At 72.7% G+C, this 19998-nt stretch carries 18 protein-coding genes; 11 read left to right on the top strand and 7 right to left on the bottom strand.

All coding sequences use genetic code 11. The features are described 5' to 3' along the window. Positions 1–9: 9 nt before the first annotated feature. Positions 10–1827 (bottom strand): phosphatidylglycerol lysyltransferase domain-containing protein, encoded by a 1818-nt coding sequence (locus IG74_RS0122135; RefSeq protein ID WP_030679947.1) that lies wholly within the window; start codon positions 1825–1827, stop codon positions 10–12. Positions 1828–2107: 280 nt separating this feature from the next. Here IG74_RS0122135 and IG74_RS0122130 point away from each other — a divergent pair, with 280 nt between their 5' ends. Continuing rightward, positions 2108–3241, top strand: coding sequence for an alpha/beta hydrolase (locus IG74_RS0122130; protein WP_030679944.1), 1134 nt, complete (start codon positions 2108–2110; stop codon positions 3239–3241). A gap of 97 nt (positions 3242–3338) precedes the next feature. Here the strand turns inward: IG74_RS0122130 and IG74_RS0122125 are convergent, their stop codons facing one another. Then, positions 3339–4496: an ABC transporter ATP-binding protein gene (locus tag IG74_RS0122125; protein WP_030679941.1), complete on the bottom strand. Its 1158-nt coding sequence runs from the start codon at positions 4494–4496 to the stop codon at positions 3339–3341. Positions 4497–4702: 206 nt separating this feature from the next. Between IG74_RS0122125 and IG74_RS0122120 the strand changes: the two genes are divergently transcribed. From IG74_RS0122120 to IG74_RS0122105, 4 genes are all read left to right on the top strand, one after another. Further along, positions 4703–5443 carry an ABC transporter permease gene (locus IG74_RS0122120; protein ID WP_030679938.1) on the top strand — a complete coding sequence of 247 codons (741 nt, stop codon included), beginning with the start codon at positions 4703–4705 and terminating at the stop codon, positions 5441–5443. After that, a complete protein-coding gene (locus IG74_RS0122115) occupies positions 5440–6120 on the top strand; it encodes an ABC transporter permease (protein WP_030679936.1) in 681 nt (226 codons plus the stop codon). The genes IG74_RS0122120 and IG74_RS0122115 overlap by 4 nt, the downstream gene beginning before the upstream one ends. Before the next feature lie 111 nt (positions 6121–6231). Continuing rightward, entirely contained in the window at positions 6232–7194 is a 963-nt protein-coding gene (locus IG74_RS0122110; protein ID WP_030679934.1) for an ABC transporter substrate-binding protein, read from the top strand. A 159-nt stretch (positions 7195–7353) separates the two neighbouring features. Beyond that, positions 7354–8397, top strand: coding sequence for a hypothetical protein (locus tag IG74_RS0122105; RefSeq protein WP_078868955.1), 1044 nt, complete (start codon positions 7354–7356; stop codon positions 8395–8397). Between the two features lie 144 nt (positions 8398–8541). Here IG74_RS0122105 and IG74_RS0122100 read toward each other — a convergent pair whose 3' ends face one another. Together IG74_RS0122100 and IG74_RS0122095 are read right to left on the bottom strand one after the other, a co-directional pair. Next, on the bottom strand, positions 8542–9816 hold the full coding sequence (locus tag IG74_RS0122100) for a PH domain-containing protein (protein ID WP_051855148.1): 1275 nt from the start codon (positions 9814–9816) through the stop codon (positions 8542–8544). Positions 9817–9923: 107 nt separating this feature from the next. Then, positions 9924–10436 (bottom strand): PH domain-containing protein, encoded by a 513-nt coding sequence (locus IG74_RS0122095; RefSeq protein ID WP_030679928.1) that lies wholly within the window; start codon positions 10434–10436, stop codon positions 9924–9926. Between the two features lie 114 nt (positions 10437–10550). Between IG74_RS0122095 and IG74_RS0122090 the strand changes: the two genes are divergently transcribed. Further along, a complete protein-coding gene (locus IG74_RS0122090; protein WP_030679926.1) occupies positions 10551–11693 on the top strand; it encodes an NADH-quinone oxidoreductase subunit D in 1143 nt (380 codons plus the stop codon). Here the strand turns inward: IG74_RS0122090 and IG74_RS0122085 are convergent. Then, positions 11658–12689, bottom strand: a complete 1032-nt coding sequence (locus IG74_RS0122085; protein WP_030679923.1) for an SAM-dependent methyltransferase — start codon at positions 12687–12689, stop codon at positions 11658–11660. The genes IG74_RS0122090 and IG74_RS0122085 overlap by 36 nt on opposite strands. A 106-nt stretch (positions 12690–12795) precedes the next feature. Between IG74_RS0122085 and IG74_RS0122080 the strand changes: the two genes are divergently transcribed. Then, positions 12796–13998 (top strand): sensor histidine kinase, encoded by a 1203-nt coding sequence (locus IG74_RS0122080; RefSeq protein ID WP_030679920.1) that lies wholly within the window; start codon positions 12796–12798, stop codon positions 13996–13998. Positions 13999–14124: 126 nt separating this feature from the next. Then, positions 14125–14799 carry a response regulator gene (locus IG74_RS0122075; RefSeq protein WP_030679917.1) on the top strand — a complete coding sequence of 225 codons (675 nt, stop codon included), beginning with the start codon at positions 14125–14127 and terminating at the stop codon, positions 14797–14799. 211 nt (positions 14800–15010) lie between these two features. Here the strand turns inward: IG74_RS0122075 and IG74_RS0122070 are convergent, their stop codons facing one another. Further along, complete coding sequence (locus IG74_RS0122070) at positions 15011–16120, bottom strand: DUF5937 family protein (protein ID WP_030679915.1); 1110 nt, start codon at positions 16118–16120, stop codon at positions 15011–15013. Positions 16121–16405: 285 nt separating this feature from the next. Between IG74_RS0122070 and IG74_RS0122065 the strand changes: the two genes are divergently transcribed. Further along, entirely contained in the window at positions 16406–16642 is a 237-nt protein-coding gene (locus tag IG74_RS0122065; RefSeq protein WP_030679912.1) for a hypothetical protein, read from the top strand. Here IG74_RS0122065 and IG74_RS0122060 read toward each other — a convergent pair. Next, positions 16602–17840, bottom strand: coding sequence for a threonine aldolase family protein (locus IG74_RS0122060; protein WP_078868953.1), 1239 nt, complete (start codon positions 17838–17840; stop codon positions 16602–16604). The two genes, IG74_RS0122065 and IG74_RS0122060, sit on opposite strands and share 41 nt — an antisense overlap. Positions 17841–17975: 135 nt before the next feature. Between IG74_RS0122060 and IG74_RS0122055 the strand changes: the two genes are divergently transcribed. Both IG74_RS0122055 and panC read left to right on the top strand, forming a co-directional pair. Further along, positions 17976–18974 (top strand): DUF2520 domain-containing protein, encoded by a 999-nt coding sequence (locus tag IG74_RS0122055; RefSeq protein ID WP_051855142.1) that lies wholly within the window; start codon positions 17976–17978, stop codon positions 18972–18974. After that, a complete protein-coding gene (panC, locus tag IG74_RS0122050) occupies positions 18971–19972 on the top strand; it encodes a pantoate--beta-alanine ligase (RefSeq protein ID WP_030679903.1) in 1002 nt (333 codons plus the stop codon). Before IG74_RS0122055 ends, panC begins: the two co-directional genes overlap by 4 nt. Positions 19973–19998: the final 26 nt, after the last annotated feature.

The following is a 19998-nucleotide window of genomic DNA, read 5'->3' as shown; positions in this document are numbered from 1 at the left end:
ACGCGGGTGTTACGCCGCGCGGACCTCGTGCTGCTCGGCCGACCGCACCGCCTGGTGCGGGCAGGGTCGGGGCCCCGCGGTGCGGCGGCGCAGGAACCGCGGCAGGGCGAGCGTCACGAAGCCCTCCGCCTGCATGGCCGCGAAGCCGATCCGGGGCAGGTCACGGCTGGAGCGGTAGACCACGAAACGCGGCTCCCAGCGCGGCCGGAACTTGGCGTTGAACTTGTACAGCGACTCGATCTGGAACCAGCGCGAGAGGAAGACGAGCAGTCCCCGCCAGGCCCGCAGGACCGGTCCCGCGCCCAGCTTCTCGCCGCGGGCGAGGGCGGCGCGGAACATCGCGAAGTTCAGCGACATGCGCGCGACGCCGAGCTGCGGGGCGGCCTGCAGCGCGGCCACGATGAGCAGCTCGTTCATGCCCGGGTCGGCGCTGCGGTCGCGGCGCATCAGGTCGAGCGACACGCCGTCCTTGCCCCACGGCACGAAGTGCAGCACGGCCTTCAAGTCGCCGTACGCGCCGGGCTGTTCGTCGGTCTTGTGGGCGGTCGCGATCAGACAGTCGCCGTCCGCCGGGTCGCCGATGCGGCCGAGGGCCATGGAGAAGCCGCGCTCGGTGTCGGTGCCCCGCCAGTCGTCGGCGGCCCGCTGGATGCGCTCCAGCTCCTGCTCGCCGAGGTCACGGATGCGCCGTACGCGCGTCTCGTAGCCATTGCGCTCGATCCGCTTGACCATCTGGCGCACGTTGCGCATCGCGCGCCCGGACAGGGAGAAATCCGCGACCTCCACCACCGCCTCGTCACCCAGCTCCAGGGCGTCGAGTCCGGTCTCGCGGGTCCACACCTGGCCGCCGGTCTCGGAGCAGCCCATGACGGCGGGCGTCCAGGAGTGGGCCTTGGCCTCGTCCATGAAGCGCTCGATCGCGCCCGGCCAGGCCTCGACGTCGCCGATGGGGTCGCCGGACGCCAGCATCACGCCCGACACGACGCGGTAGGTGACCGCGGCCTTGCCGCTCGGCGAGAACACCACGCCCTTGTCGCGGCGCAGCGCGAAGTGGCCGAGCGAGTCGCGGCCGCCGTGCTTGGCGAGCAGCTCGCGCAGCTGGGTCTCGTCGTCCTCGGTGAGGCGCGCGGCCGGGTGCTCCGGGCGGAAGGCCAGGTAGATGGTGGTGAGGGCGGTGAGCAGGCCCAGGGCGCCGAGCGAGAAGCCGACGGTCCACGGGGTGCGGCCGGTGTAGTCCACGGGCCCCTCCACGCCGAAGAGGCCGTACAGGACGTGCATCAGGCGCTCGGAGATGCTGGGGTCGCCCACGACCTTGTCCGGGTGCACGCTGACGATCACCAGGCCGAGCGCGAGGGAGCCGGCGCCGAGGACGACGAAGTTCGCGAGCGCCCGCCAGCGGCTGCGCGGGTCGGGCAGCGCGGCGAACTCCTTGCGGTGCCGGAGCAGCAGCGCGAGGAGCGCGATCGGGATCAACACGCCGATGAACGAGTGGCGGTATGTGAACTGCGCCACGGCGCCCAGGGGCAGCAGCACCACGGCGGCGCGCCACGCCCGGCGCTTGTTGCGGCGCAGACCGTGCGCGAGGAGCAGCAGGAGGACGCCGCAGCTGAGCGCGAGCGCGGCGGCGAACGGCCCGAACAGACCGGGCAGGACCTCGGCGAACGTGTGCAGACGGCTGTGGCGGAAGCGGGGGAACACCCCCGCCGCCACGTTCAGGAGCCCTACGAGCGCACAGGCTCTGGCGACCAGGGTGGGGACGGCTTCGGGGCGGGGGCCGCGGAGGATGCGGCGCAGCCCACCCTTGCCTTCTGGAACCACACCCGACATTTCCCCATCTATCCTGACAGACATCGCATCCCGTAGTTCCGCGAGAGAGCTTCGATCCGGTGCCAAAACCGGCAACCGGCAATATTGCGCCCTCTAGGACGGTCCTTCGGGGACACGGGTTCACTCCGAACCGGAAAACCAGCTCAAAGCTGGCGGAAAAGGCATGGCAAGGCCGAGGAAAGCCCCGGCCAAACCCGGGCCAGGGCTCTGACCCGAGTCCGGAGCCCGCCCTTCCGGCCCCCGGGAGTGAACAGGCAGAAAGCGCAGGCAGGATCTTCCCATGGGTCTCACGAGCAACAAAGTGCTGGCACTCGCGATCGCGCTGGGCGTGCTGCTGTTCATCGGCACGATCTGGCTGTGGCCGCGGCTCGCACGCCGCAGCTGGCGCGCCGTCACCGGGCGCGTCGGGCTGCTCCTCGCCACGCAGGTCGCGATCTTCGCCTCCATCGGTCTCTACACCAACCAGGCGTTCGGTTTCTACGCCAGCTGGGCCGACCTCCTCGGTCAGGAGACCGAGCAGGGCGTCGTCGTGGACCACGACGTGCTCAAGGGCGAGAAGGGCCCGGTCAAGGTGACCGACACCCAGACCGTGGACGTGCCCGGCGGCGAGACACCCCGTGTCGGTGGCCAGATCCAGAAGGTCCAGGTCCAGGGCCGGAACTCGAAGATCGCCAGCCCCGCGTACGTCTACCTGCCGCCGGAGTACTTCCAGCCGCAGTACAAGCACCGCACCTTCCCCTCGGCCGTCGTCCTGACCGGCTACCCCGGCACCGCCGAGGCGCTCATCAAGGGCCTGCACTACCCGCAGACCGCCCACAAGCAGGTCCGGCAGGGCAAGATGCAGCCGATGATCCTGGTCATGCTCCGGCCGACCGTGGCACCGCCGCGCGACACCGAGTGCGTGGACATCCCGGGCGGCCCGCAGGCGGAGACCTTCTTCGCCCGCGACCTGCCGGACGCCATCACCCAGCACTACCGCGCGGGCAAGAAGCCCGACTCCTGGGGCATCATCGGCGACTCCACCGGTGGCTACTGCGCGCTGAAGCTCGCGATGCACCACCCCGACGTGTACGGCGCGGGAGCGAGCCTCTCCGGCTATTACAAGGCCGCCCAGGACGTCACCACGGGCAACCTCTTCCACGGCGACAAGGACCTGGAGAACCAGGCCAACCTCATGTGGTACCTCGATCACATGCCGCCCCCGAAGACCTCCCTGCTGCTCAGCAGCAGCAAGAAGGGCGAGGGCAACTACAAGGACACCCTGAAGTTCATCGACAAGGTGAAGCCCCCGACGCGCGTCTCGTCGATGATCCTCGACAGCGGCGGCCACAACTTCAACACCTGGCGACGGGAGATTCCGGGGTCCCTGGTGTGGATGAGCGAACGCCTGACGGGCGGCTCGGACGTGCGGTAACCGCTCGACCTGCCCTCTCTTCGCCTGTGCCTGCCCGTCCCGTCCCGTCTCGCAGGACGGGAGGGGCGGGCACAGTCATGAGTGCCGGGCGAGCGCTTCAGGCGCCCGTGACCGAGGCCACGCTCTCCAGCTCCACGTCCCCGCGCGCGATGGCGAGCGCGTCCGCGGCCGTGGAGCGCCGCAGCGCCTCGTGCAGCCGCGCGGGCGTCAGCACCCCGAGGAACCGTCCCTCGCTGTTCTCGTCGATGACGGCGATCCACCCCGCGTCGTGCTGGAGCATCGTGGAGAACGCCTGCTTCAGGCTCGCGCCCACCGGCAGCCACGCCTCCATGCGCCGCGCGTGCTCGCGCACCGTGCCAGTGCCCACGCGCGCGTGCTCCGCGGAGATCCAGCCGTGCAGGTTGTTCTCGCCGTCCAGGACGACGGCCCAGCGGGCGTCGAGCTCCTTGGGCAGCGTGTCGTTCAGGTGCACGACCGGCGGCTGCTCCAGGTCGCCCTCCTCGATCGGCGTCACCGAGAGGCGCTTCAGGCCCCGGTCCGCCCCCACGAAGTCCGCGACGTACTCCGTGGCGGGCGCGCCGAGGACGGTCGACGGGGTGTCGAACTGCTCGATGCGGCCGTGGCCGTAGACGGCGATGCGGTCGCCGAGCCGGACCGCCTCCTCGATGTCGTGCGTGACGAACAACACGGTCTTCCGCACGGCCTGCTGGAGGCGGAGGAACTCGTTCTGCAGGTGCTCGCGGACCACCGGGTCGACCGCGCCGAACGGCTCGTCCATCAGGAGCACCGGCGGGTCCGCCGCCAACGCCCGGGCCACGCCCACGCGTTGGCGCTGGCCGCCGGAGAGCTGCTCGGGGTAGCGTCCGCCGTACACCGACGGGTCGAGGCCGACCAGGTCGAGGAGCTCGGCGGCGCGCTCACGGGCCTTGGCGCGCTTGACGCCGAGGAGGTGCGGGACGGTCGCCGTGTTGTCCAGGACCGTCTTGTGCGGGAACAGGCCGACCTGCTGGATCACGTAGCCGATGCGGCGGCGCAGTTGGACCGGGTCGATGCCCGATATGTCGTCGCCGTCGAGGAGTATCCGGCCGCTGGTGGGCTCGATGAGCCGGTTCACCATCTTCATCGTCGTGGTCTTGCCGCAGCCCGAAGGGCCGACGAGCGTGACCAGTTCACCCTCGCCGACCTCGAACGACAGGTCGTCGACGGCCGTCGTGCCGTCCGCGTACCGCTTGGTCACATGCTCGAACCGGATCATGAGTCCCCATTGTGGCGCGTGTACTGAGAGGGCCATGGTGCGCCCGCGTCTGTGAAGGCCGTGTTGCGCCCGCACGACGAGTCTCGGCGATTGTCAGTGCTCGGCGTTAGGGTCGCGGGACAGATGAACGTGTGCGCTTGGGCACGTGTGCGATGGAGCACACGTCCGATCGGCATGGCTTCGGGGAATCGGGGGAGGCGGGGCGGGTGAGCAAGCGGAACTGTCTCGTGACGAACGACTGGATCTGCGGCGAGTACGTCCGCTCGCGCAGCCAGGAGTTGATCGACGCGACGGTGCAGCACGTCGGCATCACGGCCGCGTCCGTGGCGATAGGCGTGGCGGTGTCGCTGCCGCTCGCCCTGCTCGCGCGGCGCTGGCGGTTCCTGGCCGCGCCGATCCTCGGCGTGACGACGGTGTTGTACTCGATCCCGTCCCTGGCGATGTTCTCGCTGCTGCTCCCGTTCTTCGGCCTGTCCGCGTCGCTCGTGGTCACGGGCCTCGTCCTGTACTCGCTGACGATCCTCGTGCGGAACATCCTCGCGGGCCTGCGGGCGGTGCCCGAGGAGGCCAGAGAAGCCGCCAAGGGCATGGGGTACGGCCCGCTGCGGCTGCTGTGGGAGGTCGAACTGCCGCTGGCGCTGCCCTCGCTGCTCGCCGGCGTGCGGATCACGACGGTCTCGACGGTGGCGCTCACCACGGTCGGCGCCATCGTGGACAAGGGCGGCCTGGGCACGATGATCCTCGACGGCCTCGACACCCAGTTCAAGGCCCAGGTGCTCACGGCGTCGGTGCTGTGCGTCCTGCTCGCCCTCGCGGCCGACCTGCTGCTCCTCGCGCTCCAGCGCCGGCTCACCCCGTGGACCCGGACGCGTCGAATACGTACGAGCCGTTTCTCGCGCAAGGCGGACGCGGCCCCCGGTGTGGGCAAGGTGGCTGAGCCCGTATGAACGCGATATCCGGCGCCTATGAGTGGCTGACCACATCGGCCAACTGGCAGGGCGAGAAGGGGGTGTGGCACCGGCTCGCCGAGCACCTCTACTTCAGCGGCGTCTGCCTCGCCGTGTCGTGCGCCATCGCCCTGCCGATCGCGTTGCTGCTCGGGCACATCGGCAAGGGCGGCGCCCTCGCGGTGAACATCTCGAACGTGGGGCGGGCGGTGCCCACCCTCGCGGTGCTCGTCCTGCTCACGCTCACCCCGCTCGGGGAGCACGGGGACGTGCCGACGCTGATCGCCCTGGTCCTGTTCGCCGTGCCCCCGCTCCTGACGAACGCGTACGTCGGCATGCGCGAGGTCGACCGCTCGGTGGTCGAGGCCGCGCGCGGCATGGGGATGAGCGGCCGTCAGGTCTTCGGCCGGGTCGAGCTGCCGCTGGCCTACCCCCTGATCATGACGGGGGTGCGGTCGGCCGCCGTGCAGGTCGTCGCCACGGCGACGCTCGCCGCGATGGCGGGCGAGGGCGGCCTGGGCCGGATCATCACGGCCGGGTTCAACCTGCAGAACACGCCGCAGGTGGTCGCGGGCGCCTTCCTGGTGGCGCTGCTCGCCCTGGCCGTGGAGGGCGTGCTCGTCGCGGTGGGGTGGGCCTTCGACCCGATGCGGGGGCGGTCCCGTATGCGTGCCTGAGCATCCGACGGGGCGCACCTCGGGCTCCCTCCTGCCTCTCCCCGCCGCACGTACCGGCCTTCCGGCCCCGAAACGCTCGCGGCCCTGAAACTCTCGAATGGTGGTTCACCGATGAACAGCAGAACGCGTCGCGCGCGACGGATGGCAGGGGCGGCCGCGGCCGTCGTGACGCTGGGCGCGGGCCTCGCCGCGTGCGGCGGCGACAGCCTGGAGGACGACAAGGACTCGGCCGGCGGCAAGGGCGCGATCGTGGTGGGCTCGGCCCGGTTCACCGAGCAGAAGGTGCTCGCCGAGCTGTACGCGGGCGTACTGCGGGACGCCGGATACGACGCGTCGGTGAAGACCGTGCAGAACCGCGAGGTGTACGAGCCGGAGCTGAAGAAGGGCTCCATCGACGTCGCTCCCGAATACGCGGCCACCCTCGCGGAATTCCTGAACCTGAAGAAGAACGGCTCGGACACGAAGCCGGTCGCGTCCAGTGATCTCGCGACGACGGTCCGCGCACTGACCGAGCTCGCGGAGCCGCGCGGCCTCAAGGTGCTTCCGGCGGGCGGCGCGGTCGACCAGAACGCGTTCGCGGTGACCGAGGACTACGCGAAGGAACACAAGCTCAAGACGCTTTCGGATCTTGGCAAGTCCGGTGAGAAGGTCAGGATCGCCGCCGGTGACGAATGCGAGACGCGGCCGTTCTGCGCCCCGGGCCTGAAGAAGAAGTACGGCATCGACGTCTCCGGAATCGACCCCAAGGGCGTCGGCACCACCCAGTCGAAGCAGGCCGTCAAGAACGGCACGGACCAACTGGTCCTGACGACGACCACGGACGCGACGCTGAAGAACTTCGGCCTCGTGATCCTGGAGGACGACAAGAAGCTCCAGAACGCCGACAACATCCTTCCCGTGGTGAACGAGAAGTCGGCGGGCGACAAGGAGATAGCCGCCGCGCTCGGCAAGCTCACCAAGACGCTCACGACGGACGACCTCATCGAACTGAACCGCAAGGTCGACGAGGAGCGCCAGAAGGAAGGCGATGTCGCGAAGGACTATCTGAAGTCCAAGGGCCTGATCAAGAAGTAAGCGCGGAGATCGCGTGCCGGGTTGCGGAATCCGGCCGGAGGCGGTGGAGTGGCCGGTCGGAGAAGAAGTGGCTCGGCGGGGTGGGGAGTTGTGGTGGGGGCACCGGGATTTTGGCGGGCGAGGCACCAGACTTCGCCTACGCGCGGTAAGTTTCTGGCCATGCCACGTGGACGTCACCGCCATTCCCCACCACTGCACAGGCTGCTTCCTCCGTCGGCGGTCGCAGGCTTCTCCGTCGTCTGCGCCGGCGGCGCCTGGCTGTTCGCGGAACCCGTCGTGCTGCGCGGGCTCGCCGCCGCCGCGGCCGCGAGCGCCGTCCTGGGCTCGGTCGTCATGCGCCGCTGGGACCGGGCCGCGGGCAAGCGGGTCGCGGAGCTCGGCCGGGCGCGCGCGAGCGAGGAGTGGCGCTACGAGGAGCGCATAGCGGAGTGCGAGTCCGACCTCGACGAGGCGCGTGAGCTGCGCTCCAAGCTGGAGAACAAGCTGCGCTCCAAGCGGGCGGAGCTGGCCGCGCTGCGCAACGAACACGCGGCGCTGCTGCGCCGGTACGCGACGGCGGAGACCGAGCGGGCCAGCGCCCTCGAAGGGCGGCGGCTGCTCGCCATAGGGGCCACGACCCCCACCCGCGCGCTGCCGGCGGCTTCTTCGGAGGGCTCCGCCGAGGAGGGGACGCCCGAGGTCTCGCTGTACGAGCGGGCCAACGCGGCGCTCGACCGCCTCGCGGAGCGGGACGCCGGGCCCGAGGTCGCGGCGGAGCCCGAGGCCGAGGTCGAATCCGAGGTCGAATCCGAGGTCGAGGTTCAGTCCGAGTCCACGGACGGCGTGGAACCCGACGCCGCCGCCGACGACGAGCCCGAGGACGGCCACGAGCGGGCCGCGGGCGCGCAGCCGCTGGTTCCGGCCGCGGCGGCCGTCGTGCCGCCCGCGCAGGTCCGCAGGACCGCCGGTGAGGGCGGCTTCGACTTCTTCGGTACGAAGAGCACGGCCCCGGCCGCTCTCGACGCCGTGCAGAACGAGGACCTCGCCGACGTCGTGGGCGAGGAGGCCCTCGCGGTCCACAAGGCGGAGGCCGAGGCAGAGTTCAAGCCGTCGGACGCGGCGACCGACGCGGAGCGCGGGGTGGGCCAGGTCATCGACCTCACCGCCCACGACGAGACGGAGCAGATCGACCTGAAGGGCCTCCGTACGGCCTTGCGCGCCTGACCTTCCGGCCCTTGCCCCGGGGCACCACCCGCAAGCGCTCCGCGTCGGGGCCGGGCCTTGCAAGGCCCGGGGAGTTCCGGGTGGGAGGGTGGGAAGCATCCGCCGCGGCAGCGGTGGGGCGCCGCCCGCGGAGGGCCGCCAGGGTCAGGCCATCCACCGGTCGGGCCGCGCGGCCCGGCGCCCCGTACGGGAGCGCTCCGCCTGCGCACGCAACAGCTCCGCCGCCTCCGCGGAGGGCCGCAGCCGAGCCGTCACCGTACGGCCCGCCCCGGTGTCCACCTTCACGTCGGCGACGCCCTTGAACCGCTCCCAGGGCCCCTGCACGAGCCGCACGCTCTGCACCTTCGCGTGCGGCACCAGGGAGAGCCGCCGTCGGAGCAGCCCGTGCCGCGCGGCGAACACCGCGTCGGTGACGGCGAGTCCGTGCCCCTTCCACCACACCGGGACGCACCACGACGCGCGCGCGGGCGGCCGGGACAGCTCGTCCGGGCCCGGCACCCGCACCCCCGGCAGGACCTGCGTGATCACCGACTCGGCGAGCTCGCGCGGCGCGACCGGCACGAGCACGCCGTTCGCCGACCCGGCCACGTCCAGCTCGACCCGCACCCAGCCGAACCGGCGCCACAGCAGCGGCTCCACGAGCCGTACGGTCTGCACCCGGCCCGGCGGCACCGTCTCGTGCGCCTTGTCGAGCAGCCCGTGGTCCAGGCGCAGCCCGTCGGGGGACTCGCCGACCGTCCAGTCGTACTCCCCGATGAAGCGGCCGACGCTGCTGGCGAAGGCGCCGCCGAGCATGGGAATCCCGGTCGCGATGACGGTCCACACGCTGTGCGTCAGGAACCACAGGAAGGTCGGGACGGTGAGCGTGGCGAGAAGGAGCAGCCAGGGCGCGCCGGTGAGCAGCACGGAGACGGCGAGCATGCGCGGCGGCACGTGCAGCAGCTGCCGCGAGGGCGCCTCGCCGACCTCGTGGGCCGTCTCGGGGGCGAAACCGGCTGCCCGCGCGAGAAGCTCGGCACGCAGCGCGGTGGCGTCGCGCTCGCCGAGATAGGCCAGTTCGTCCTTCTTGTCCGTGCCGACGACGTCCAGCTTCAGCTTGGTGACGCCGACGACGCGGGCCGCGAGCGGCTGGGTCAGGTCGACGGCCTGGAGCCGGTCGAGCCGGATGTGCGCGGTGCGCCGGAACACCAGGCCCGTACGGATGCGCAGCTCGGTGTCGGTGACGGCGAAGTGGGTGTACCACCAGCTCAGGAAGCCGTACAGGGAGCCGCCGACGACGACCGCCGTGGCGACCAGGGCGAGCGAGGTGGCGGTCATGTCGGCCATGCGGCGCTGGGCGCCGTCCGGGTCGTGGAAGGCCCAGCCCATGAGGACGGCGACGGGCGCCCAGGCCCGCCGCAACGGCGTCACGGGATGCAGCCGCCGCTCCCGCGGACCCGCGCCGCCCGTGCCGTCGGTGCTGTCCGTGCCGTCCGCGCGGGGCCCGGGCGCGGCGTCCTCGCGCGGTCCGAGGACCGGTTCCCCGGTCACAGCCCCGCCGATCGGGCTTCGCCGAGCTCGGTGAGGCGGTCGCGGAGGCGCTCGGCCTCCTGCGGGTCGAGGCCGGGGATGCGGGCGTCCGTGGCGGCCGCCGCGGTGTGCAGTTGGACGCCGGCGAGGCCGAAGTAGCGCTCCACGGGCCCTGAGGTCACCTCGACGAGCTGCATGCGGCCGTACGGCACCACCGTCTCCTCGCGCCACAGCACGCCGCGGCTGATGAGCAGGTCGTCGGCCCGCTCCGCGTACCGCCAGGAGAGCCAGTTGCGCTCCAGGAGGTGCCAGCCCCAGGCCGCGAGGGCGAGCGGCAGCACCGCGAAGGCGGCCCAGGCGGGTCCGGCGAACAGGCCGAGCAGCACCCCGAGCGCCACCGCGACCGGCACCAGCCAGACCACGAGCAGCATCCGGCGCATCTTCAGCAGGCCGCGCGGCAGCCCGGTCCACACCGGCTCGCCCGCGTCCGCGCCCGGCGCCGTCATCGGCGTCCCCGTCCCCGTTTCCATGCCTCAAGCCTACGTACGGGATCTGACAGTGGCGTGGCCGCTCCGGTGCGTCAGACTGTGCGCATGAGCCCCACGACGGAGCACAGGAAGACGCGGACAGTGGCGGGTACGGAGCTGACCGAGACGACGGTCGGGGTCGGCGGTGCCGCCGAGAGCACCGACATGGTGCTGAACATCGGCCCGCAGCACCCGTCGACGCACGGCGTGCTGCGCCTGCGCCTCGTCCTGGACGGCGAGCGCATCCAGCACGCGGAGCCGGTCATCGGCTATATGCACCGGGGCGCGGAGAAGCTCTTCGAGGCGCGCGACTACCGGCAGATCGTGATGCTGGCCAACCGCCACGACTGGCTGTCGGCGTTCTCGAACGAGCTGGGCGTGGTGCTCGCCGTGGAGCGGATGCTCGGCATGGAGGTGCCCCAGCGCGCGGTGTGGACGCGCACGCTGCTCGCCGAGCTGAACCGGGTCCTGAACCACCTGATGTTCCTCGGCTCGTACCCGCTCGAACTGGGCGGCATCACGCCGGTCTTCTACGCCTTCCGGGAGCGCGAGGAGCTCCAGAACGTCATGGAGGAGATCTCCGGCGGCCGGATGCACTACATGTTCAACCGCGTCGGCGGCCTCAAGGAGGACCTGCCCGCCGGATGGACCACCCGCGCGCGGGCGGCCGTCGCCTCGGTGCGCTCCCGCATGGACGTGTACGACCGTCTGGTGCTCGGCAACGAGATCTTCCGGGGGCGTACGCGCGGCGTGGGCGTGCTCTCCGAAGAGGCGGTGCACGCCTACGGGGTGAGCGGTCCCATCGCCCGCGCCTCCGGTGTCGACTTCGACCTGCGCCGCGACGAGCCGTATCTGGCGTACGCGGAGCTCGGCGACGTCCTGAAGGTGGTGACCCGCGAGGAGGGCGACTGTCTGGCGCGCTTCGAGTGCCTCCTGGAGCAGACGCACAACGCGCTCGACCTCGCGGACGCCTGTCTGGACCGGATCGCGGAGCTGCCCCAGGGGCCCATCAACCAGCGGCTGCCGAAGGTGCTCAAGGCCCCCGAGGGCCACACGTACGCGTGGACGGAGAACCCGCTCGGCATCAACGGCTACTACCTGGTGTCCAAGGGCGAGAAGACCCCGTACCGGCTCAAGCTCCGCTCGGCCTCGTACAACAACATCCAGGCGCTCACCGAGCTCCTGCCGGGGCAGCTGGTCGCCGACATGGTGGCGATCCTGGGGTCACTGTTCTTCGTGGTCGGCGACATCGACAAGTAGGTCGTCGAGCGCGGTGCCGACGGGCTGGGCCAGCCAGCCGAAGTCGCCGAGCCCGCCCCGCGCGGTCAGCTCGGCCGCCTCGCCCGCGCGCGTGAGGGCGCGCACGTACGCGGCCGGGTCGGTGGTGGCCAGGGCCAGCGGCGGGCGCCCGCCGCTCACTCCCAGGGCGGCGAGGGCGGCCCGCTGGGTGAGCAGCCTGCTGCCGGGCAGGGCGCAGGCGTCGAGCGCCACGTGCGCGGTGATGTCGCAGCCGCCGTCCGGCACGGGAGCCGTCTCCCGGCCCTCGCGGAAGCCCGTCAGCGTCCCGAAGGGCGGCCGGGCATCCCGGGTGTGCGCGTAGTCGACGGCGACGGCGAGGCCGCGGCTCAGCGTCGCCACGGCCGAGGCCCAGGCCGCGTCCCGGGGACGGCCGATCTCCGCCCGCAGGCCGGGTGCGGTGCCCAGCGGCCACCACCGGGCCAGCCAGTCGGCGTCGGGGCCCGCCACGGGGCCGCCCAGCTCCTCGGTGCCGTCGTCGTGGACGAGGGCGTAGCGGGCCGAGCCGTCGGGGGCGGTCTCGGCGACGTCCACGGGGACGTTGTCGAGCCACTCGTTGGCGAACAGCAGACCGCTCACCCCGGCGGGCGGGGCGGCACACCACTGGATGCGCGGGTCGAGGCCTTCGGGGCGCGCGGCGCGTTCCACCGCGTACGCGCGCGTGCGGGCCGCCACGTCGGCGGGCAGCTCCGTGAGGACGCCCGCCGTCAGCTCGCCGCGGCCCGCGCCCACGTCCACGAACGCCACTTCCTTCGGGTGCCCGAGCACGGCGTCCACGCGGCACAGGAGCCGGGCCACGGCGGCCGCGTACAGCGGCGAGGCGTGCACGGACGTGCGGAAGTGCCCCGCCGGTCCCTCGGGGCGGCGGTAGAAGCCGTACGGCCCGTACAGGGCCTCCTCCGTGGCCTCCCGCCAGCCCCGTGCGGAGTGGCTTGCCGCTCGCTGTGCCTCATGCGTCACAGCGAGAAGGCTATGCGGGCCTCCACCTTGGGGAGTACGAGAAGGCCGTACGGATCGCTCCTCGGGTTGACCCGGGGGCCCGGACCGGTTGCCTACGCTGGGTTACGTGCAGCGCCTCTATGACTTTCTCCGCAGACACCCGACGGGGGTCGACGCCTTCTGGGCGTTCGTCCTCCTCGGTCTGTCCGGGCTGAGTGTGGTGGCCGTCGCCGACTCGGAAGGCCACGACCCGACGCTCTTGGTGATTCCGGTCGTCATCGGCCTGTGCCTGGTGGTGGCGCTGCGCCGCCGGTTCACGGAGCACATGCTCGTGCTCGCCGCGGTGATCGGCGCCGCGCAGATGGCCGGCGACGTGCGGCCGAGCATGGCGAACTTCGCGATGCTCGTGATCATCTACACGGCGGCGGCCGACGGCCCCAAGTGGGCCTCGCGGTTCGCCCTCACCGGCGGCCTGGCGGCCGCGCCGCTGTCGCAGCTGCGCTGGCCGGAGCCGTCGACCGGCACGTGGGGCAACGTGCTCTACACCGTCTTCATGATCGTTCCGTTCGCCCTCGCCTGGGTGCTCGGTGATTCGATCCGCACCCGCCGCGCCTACTTCGCGCAGCTGGAGGAGCGCGCCGCCCGCCTGGAGAAGGAGCGCGAGGCGCAGGCCAAGGTCGCGGTCGCGGCCGAGCGGGCCCGCATCGCCCGCGAGCTGCACGACGTCGTCGCGCACAACGTGTCGGTGATGGTCGTCCAGGCCGACGGCGCCGCGTACGTCCTGGACGCGGCGCCCGACCAGGCCAAGCAGGCCCTCGCGACGATCTCCGGCACCGGGCGCCAGGCGCTCGCGGAGATGCGCAGGCTGCTCGGCGTGCTGCGCACCGGCGAGCCCGAGGAGAGCGGGGAGTACGTCCCGCAGCCGGACGTCGAGCAGCTCGACGAGCTGATCGAGCAGGTGCGCGGCGCCGGTCTGCCGGTCGACTTCAAGGTCGAGGGCACCCCGCGCCCGCTGCCCAGCGGCGTGGAGCTGACGGCGTACCGCATCGTGCAGGAGGCCCTCACCAACACCCGCAAGCACGGCGGTGAGAACGCCGGTGCCAGCGTCCGGCTCGTCTACTTCGACGACGGCCTCGGGCTGCTCGTCGAGGACGACGGCAAGGGCGCCCCGCACGAGCTTTACGAGGACGGCGGCGCGGACGGCAGCGGGCACGGCCTGATCGGCATGCGCGAGCGCGTCGGCATGGTCGGCGGCACCCTGGACGCGGGCCCGCGGCCGGGGGGCGGATTCCGCATCAGTGCGCTGCTGCCTCTCAAACCCGCACACTGACACCTGTCACCGGTGCACCGCGGCCGTACGGCCGTGGTTGACTCCGCCTGTGGAGTGCTGTTTCGGCCCGCTCCCGACCGTTCTGCCGACGTTTTCGCCACCGATCCACCCCGAAGGGACCGTGTGATGTCCATCCGCGTGATGCTCGTCGACGACCAGGTGCTGCTGCGCACCGGATTCCGGATGGTCCTCGCCGCCCAGCCGGACATGGAGGTCGTCGCCGAGGCGGGCGACGGCGTGGAGGCCCTGCAGGAGCTGCGGGCCACGGCGGTCGACGTGGTTCTGATGGACGTGCGCATGCCGAAGCTGGACGGCGTGGAGACGACGCGCCGCATCTGCGCCGCGCCCAACCCCCCGAAGGTGCTGATCCTGACCACCTTCGACCTCGACGAGTACGCCTTCTCGGGCCTGAAGGCGGGCGCGTCCGGGTTCATGCTCAAGGACGTGCCGCCCGGCGAGCTGCTCGCCGCGATCCGGTCCGTGCACAGCGGCGACGCGGTGGTCGCGCCGTCCACGACGCGGCGCCTGCTGGACCGGTTCGCGCCGATGCTGCCGGGCTCGGCGGGGCAGCCGCAGCACAAGGAGCTGGAGCGGCTCACCGAGCGCGAGCGCGAGGTCATGATCCTCGTCGCCCAGGGGCTCTCCAACGGCGAGATCGCGGCCCGCCTCGTGCTGTCCGAGGCGACCGTGAAAACCCATGTGGGCCGCATCCTGACCAAGCTGGGCCTGCGGGACCGGGTGCAGGTCGTGGTGCTCGCGTACGAGACGGGTCTCGTGCGCGCGGGCGGCGGCGCGGGCTGAGCCCCTCGCGGGGCCGCGCTCTTCCCGGTCCGGAGGCTGGCGCCCCTCGTGCCCTGCTCTTATTGGCGCTCAGCGCCTCGTCCTCAAACGCCGGACGGGCTGAAGGACCTCAGGTGCGGGCCCGCAGGCAGGATCCGGCCTGTACGGCACCATCCAGCCCGCCCGGCGTTTGAGGACGAGCGCGTCAGCGCGAAAACGCCGTTGCCTCCGGCTAACGGAGCACGCCCTCGATGAACTCGCTGCCGAGCCGTGAGACCACGCCCAGGTCCAGCTGGTGCTGCACGTACCGGCCGCGGCGGCGCGTGGTGATCAGCTCGGCCTTCTTCAGGACGCTCAGGTGCCGGGATATCTCCGGAGCCGTCATGCCGTGGGCGTCCGCCAGCTCACCGGTGGTGTACGCGCCCCGCGCGAGGTGGCGGCACAGGCGCATCCGCACCGGGTGCGACAGCGCGGCCATGCGGCGCGTGAGCTGCTCCACGGATGCGGGCTCGGTCAGGCCGGGGGACCTGATGGGGTAGGTGATCGAGGACTGCCAGCCGTACCGGTGGAGGACCATCACGTGCGGCCAGCCGAGGCTGGTCGGCACCAGGACGAGGCCGCCCTCGGCCGTCCTGGTGTGGCCCGACGCCATCTTGTCGACCGTGATGCGGCGGGCCTCCTCGTCCAGGGTCACCGCCCCGGACATCGCCTTCAGGGCCTCGCCGAGGCCCTTGCGGCGCAGCAGCTCGGTCTTGTGCCGGGCGTCCGCGGCGAGCTGGTGGCTGAGCCGGGCCCAGGTGTCGGAGAAGAACGCCTCGTCGCAGTCCTGCATCAGCTGCCGGAACCAGCCGCGCACGGCGGGCGGGTCGTCCAGGAGCCGCTCGGTGAACGCCACCTGGTGCTCGCCCCGGGCGGCGGCGAGCTCCAGGGCGTGGCGGCCCATCGCCGGGTCGTTCAGCGGGTCCGTGACGCGGTTCTGGTCGTAGGCGAGCTGGCAGGTGAACTCCAGGGCGGCGTCCACGAACTGCTCGTCCGTCAGCTTGTCCAGCTGGTCGAGCTCCTCGGCGAGCGTGGCGCCGGGCAGGGTGCGCTTGCCGGGGATGCCCGCGAAGGGCGCGAAGACGTCCGAGAACGTCGTCCGCCACAGGAAGTCCGCCTCGCACAGGCGGTCCGCCAGGCTCTGGTCCAGGCGCGCGTTGACCGCCGACGCCCAGCCCTGGAGTCCCGGGTGGTGGCCGGTCTCGGACAGCGCGTGCAGCGCCATGCCGAGCTCGGCGAGGGGCGAGGGCACGACATGGACCCGCTCCGGCGTCAGGCCGGTGATGTCGATGGTCACGCTCATGGTCCCTATGGTGCACCGGGCCACTGACAGCGCCGCCGCCGATTGACGACTGGCGTCAATCGGCGGGACGCGGCCCGTGGGTCTGGCGCAGGCTTGAGTCATCGCCGGGGCGCCGATGTCGCCGCCCCGCCAGGACGGGGCCGCTCTCCGCGGCCCGTCCCCTCCCCGCTCCCTCGTCTTCCGGCTCCTTCGTCTCTTCCGGCTCCCTCGCCCTCGATCGCCCGACGGGCTCCGCTGCCTCTGCGGTGCCCGTTAAGTACCATTTGCCATGAAAGGTCGTACGCCATGAGTGTCACCCAGCAGTTCCTGCTCGACAGCTACCGCGCCGCCCAGCACGGGCAGGCCGCGCCGCCCGCGCCCGGCGTCCACGACTGGCAGGTCGTGCGCGAGGTGCGCGACTACGGCCGCTTCAACGCCGTGATCCACGAACGCCCCGCGCACGGACGCCTGCGGTCCGCCCTCCACCGGCTCCTGCACGGCCTCAGGGGAGGCGGCGTACGAACTCCGCGACCGCTTCCTTGACGTCGTCGGCCGTCCACGCCAGGCCGGGGCCGTTCACGGTGACCTCCGTGACGGACAGGCCGGGCGGGCCGTCGGCGAACCAGCGCCAGAACAGCAGGGTCTTCGTCTCCTCGGCCTGGGCGAGCGCCGCCTCGTTCAGCACCTCGGGCGGGTACGGCAGCCACACCTGGAACTGGTGGGTGTGCGGCGGCTCGGGGTGCACGCGTGCCCACGGCACCGCGGAGGCCTCCAGGGCCTCGCGCAGCGCGTCGGCGACCACGCGCGCGTGGGCGACGTACTCCGGCAGGCGCGGCAACACGTTCCGCAGGCCGAGCAGCGCCGAAAGGGCGGTCGGGAACTGCTGGAAACCGAGCCCTCCGTAGCGGTGCCGCCACGCCCGGGCCTCCTCCACTAGGGTCTGCGGACCGGCGAGCGCGGCGCCCGCGACCCCTTCCAGGGACTTGTAGAACGACACGTACACGCTGTCCGCGAGCCCGGCGATCTCGTCCAGGGGGCGGCCGAAGTGCGGCGCGCACTCCCACAGCCGGGCGCCGTCGAAGTGGACCACGGCGTCCCGCTCGCGGGCCGCGGCCACCACCTCCTGGAGCTCGTCCCAGGTGGGCAGCAGGAAACCGGGCTCCCTCAGGGGCAGTTCGAGCATCAGCGTGCCGAAGGGCTCCTCGAAGTCCCGCACCTCGTCGGCCGTGGGCGGGCGCGGGGCGTCCGTGGGGTGCGCCGTGCGCAGGCCGCTCACCGTGACCAGGGCGTCCCGTTCGTGGACCTCCGGGTGGGAGCGCGGGTGCAGCGCCACCGTCGCGTTGCCGGTGCGGCCCGCCCAGCAGCGCAGCGCCACCTGCTGCGCCATCGTGCCCGTCGGGAAGAACGCGGCGGCCTCCTTGCCGAGCAGCCGCGCGACCTCGTCCTCCAGGTCGGCGACCACGCCATCGCCGTACATGTCGGCGGGCCCCTCCAGGTCCGCGACGTCCGCCGCGTCCGCCGCGAGGGCGCTGAGGCGCTCGCCCAGCGAAACGGCCGCAGGGAGGCGGCAGAGGACCCGCCGGGCGCCCCGCGCGGCCGCGATGCGCCGGTCCTGCTCGTCGGGTTCGCCCCCGCCCCCGGGCCCGGCCGCCCCGGGGTCCTCGCGCCGGTCTTCCGGCCCGGCTGCCTCGGGGTTCTCCTGCGGAGCGAGCGCGTCGCCCCGCGCTTCGTGATCGGTCATCCACAGATGATCCCGCGCGGTCGTACGAATGCCCACAGCCTGTGGACAGCCGACGGCGCCGCGCCGACGGATAGCGTTAGCATGACGAGAAATCGTCCGGTACCCCGAGCGGACTGGAACGGAAGGCGTCATCGCGTGAACGCACCTCACCGGCCGGAGCGGCACTCCGACCCCCGAGCGGGCCGCGGCCCCGACCCCAAGGACCGGCCCGCGCGGCTCACCGTGGGCGTCGTCGGCGCGGGCCGCGTCGGCCCCGCCCTGGCCGCGGCGCTCCAGCTCGCCGGGCACCGTCCGGTGGCCGTGTCGGGCGTCTCCGACAGCTCCGTCAGGCGGGCCGCGGAGATGCTCCCGGACGTGCCCCTGGTCTCGCCCGCGCAGGTCCTGGCCCAGGCCGACCTGGTGCTCCTGACCGTGCCCGACGACGCGCTTCCCGGTCTCGTCGAAGGCCTCGCCGAGACCGGCGCGGTGCGCCCGGGACAGCTCCTGGTGCACACCTCCGGGCGGTACGGCACGAAGATCCTCGACCCCGCGCTGCGCGCCGGGGCGCTGCCGCTCGCGCTGCACCCCGCCATGACCTTCACCGGCACCCCCGTGGACGTCCAGCGCCTGGCCGGCTGCTCCTTCGGCGTGACCGCGCCCGAGGAGCTGCGGCTCGCCGCCGAAGCCCTGGTCATCGAGATGGGCGGCGAGCCCGAGTGGATCGCCGAGGAGGCCCGGCCGCTGTACCACGCGGCGCTCGCGCTCGGCGCCAACCACCTGGTCACCCTGGTCGCCGAGGCCATGGAACTGCTGCGCGGCGCGGGCGTCACCGCCCCCGACCGCATGCTCGGCCCGCTCCTCGGCGCGGCCCTGGACAACGCCCTGCGCTCCGGCGACGCCGCGCTGACAGGACCGGTCGCGCGCGGGGACGCGGGCACCGTCGCCGCGCACGTCGCCGAGTTGCGCAAGCACGCGCCGCAGACCGTCGCCGGGTATCTGGCGATGGCCCGCGCCACCGCCGACCGCGCCCTCGCGCACGGACTCCTCAAGCCGGAGCTCGCCGAGGACCTCCTCGGCGTGCTCGCGGGCCCCGGAGGAGCGGCGGGCGGCACCGAGGGATTCCGCGACGGCGAAGCGGACGGAGGAGACCGATGAGCGGCACGCCGATCCGGCTCCTGCACACGGCCGGCGAACTGCGCGCACGCGCGCGTAGCGGCCGCCGGGCCGTCGTCATGACCATGGGCGCCCTGCACGAGGGCCACGCCACGCTGATCCGCGAGGCCCGCCGGCTCGCGGGCGAGGACGGCGAGGTCGTCGTCACGGTCTTCGTGAACCCGCTGCAGTTCGGCGCGGGCGAGGACCTGGACCGCTATCCGCGCACCCTGGAAGCCGACGTGAAGACCTCCGAGCAGGCGGGCGCGGACGTCGTGTTCGCGCCCTCCGCGGAGGAGGTCTATCCCGGGGGCGAGCCGCAGGTCCGCGTCACCGCGGGCCCCATGGGCACGGTCCTCGAAGGCGCCACGCGCCCCGGGCACTTCGACGGCGTCCTCACCGTCGTCGCCAAGCTGCTGCACCTGACGGCCCCCGACGTGGCGCTGTTCGGCCAGAAGGACGCCCAGCAGCTCGCCCTGATCCGCCGCATGGCGCGGGATCTGAACTTCCCCGTGGAGATCGTCGCCATACCGACGGTCCGCGAGGAGGACGGCCTCGCCCGCTCCAGCCGCAACCGCTATCTGTCCCCGGCCGAGCGCCACACCGCGCTCGCGCTCTCCCGCGCCCTGTTCGCGGGCCGCGACCGGCACGCCGCGCAGGAGGCCCTGCGCGCGCGGGCCGCGCTCGCCCCGGCCACCCCCGCGCGCGCGGACGCGCTGAACGCGCTCGGCGAGTCCCGCGCGGCAGCCGACGCGCACGCGGTCGCCCAGGCCGCGCCCGCGGGCCCCGAGGCCGTCCTCGCGGCCGCGCGGCAGGTCCTCGACGAGGCGGCACGCCTCCGGCCCCCGCTCGTCCTGGACTACGCGGCGCTCGTCGACCCGTCGGACTTCCGGCCGGTCGCACGCGGCCACCAGGGCGACGCGGTGCTCGCCGTCGCCGCCAAGGTCGGCACCACCCGCCTCATCGACAACCTCCCGCTGACCTTCGGAGGCCCGGCGTGACCGCGTCCGCCCGGGCCGCCACGAGC

The sequence above is a fragment of the Streptomyces sp. NRRL B-1347 genome, assembly GCF_000720325.1.
Lineage (GTDB): Bacteria > Actinomycetota > Actinomycetes > Streptomycetales > Streptomycetaceae > Streptomyces.
Note: the sequence above shows the minus strand (reverse complement) of the source record. Positions and strands in the feature narration are given on the sequence as shown.

Excerpts from the sequence above, each read along its gene's own strand:
- IG74_RS0122135 (WP_030679947.1), bottom strand. The coding sequence starts at position 1,827 with ATGTCGGGTGTGGTTCCAGAAGGCAAGGGTGGGCTGCGCCGCATCCTC.
- IG74_RS0122130 (WP_030679944.1), top strand. The coding sequence starts at position 2,108 with ATGGGTCTCACGAGCAACAAAGTGCTGGCACTCGCGATCGCGCTGGGC.
- IG74_RS0122125 (WP_030679941.1), bottom strand. The coding sequence starts at position 4,496 with ATGATCCGGTTCGAGCATGTGACCAAGCGGTACGCGGACGGCACGACG.
- IG74_RS0122115 (WP_030679936.1), top strand. The coding sequence starts at position 5,440 with ATGAACGCGATATCCGGCGCCTATGAGTGGCTGACCACATCGGCCAAC.
- IG74_RS0122110 (WP_030679934.1), top strand. The coding sequence starts at position 6,232 with ATGAACAGCAGAACGCGTCGCGCGCGACGGATGGCAGGGGCGGCCGCG.
- IG74_RS0122105 (WP_078868955.1), top strand. The coding sequence starts at position 7,354 with ATGCCACGTGGACGTCACCGCCATTCCCCACCACTGCACAGGCTGCTT.
- IG74_RS0122095 (WP_030679928.1), bottom strand. The coding sequence starts at position 10,436 with ATGGAAACGGGGACGGGGACGCCGATGACGGCGCCGGGCGCGGACGCG.
- IG74_RS0122075 (WP_030679917.1), top strand. The coding sequence starts at position 14,125 with ATGTCCATCCGCGTGATGCTCGTCGACGACCAGGTGCTGCTGCGCACC.
- IG74_RS0122070 (WP_030679915.1), bottom strand. The coding sequence starts at position 16,120 with ATGAGCGTGACCATCGACATCACCGGCCTGACGCCGGAGCGGGTCCAT.
- IG74_RS0122065 (WP_030679912.1), top strand. The coding sequence starts at position 16,406 with ATGAGTGTCACCCAGCAGTTCCTGCTCGACAGCTACCGCGCCGCCCAG.
- IG74_RS0122060 (WP_078868953.1), bottom strand. The coding sequence starts at position 17,840 with ATGACCGATCACGAAGCGCGGGGCGACGCGCTCGCTCCGCAGGAGAAC.
- panC (WP_030679903.1), top strand. The coding sequence starts at position 18,971 with ATGAGCGGCACGCCGATCCGGCTCCTGCACACGGCCGGCGAACTGCGC.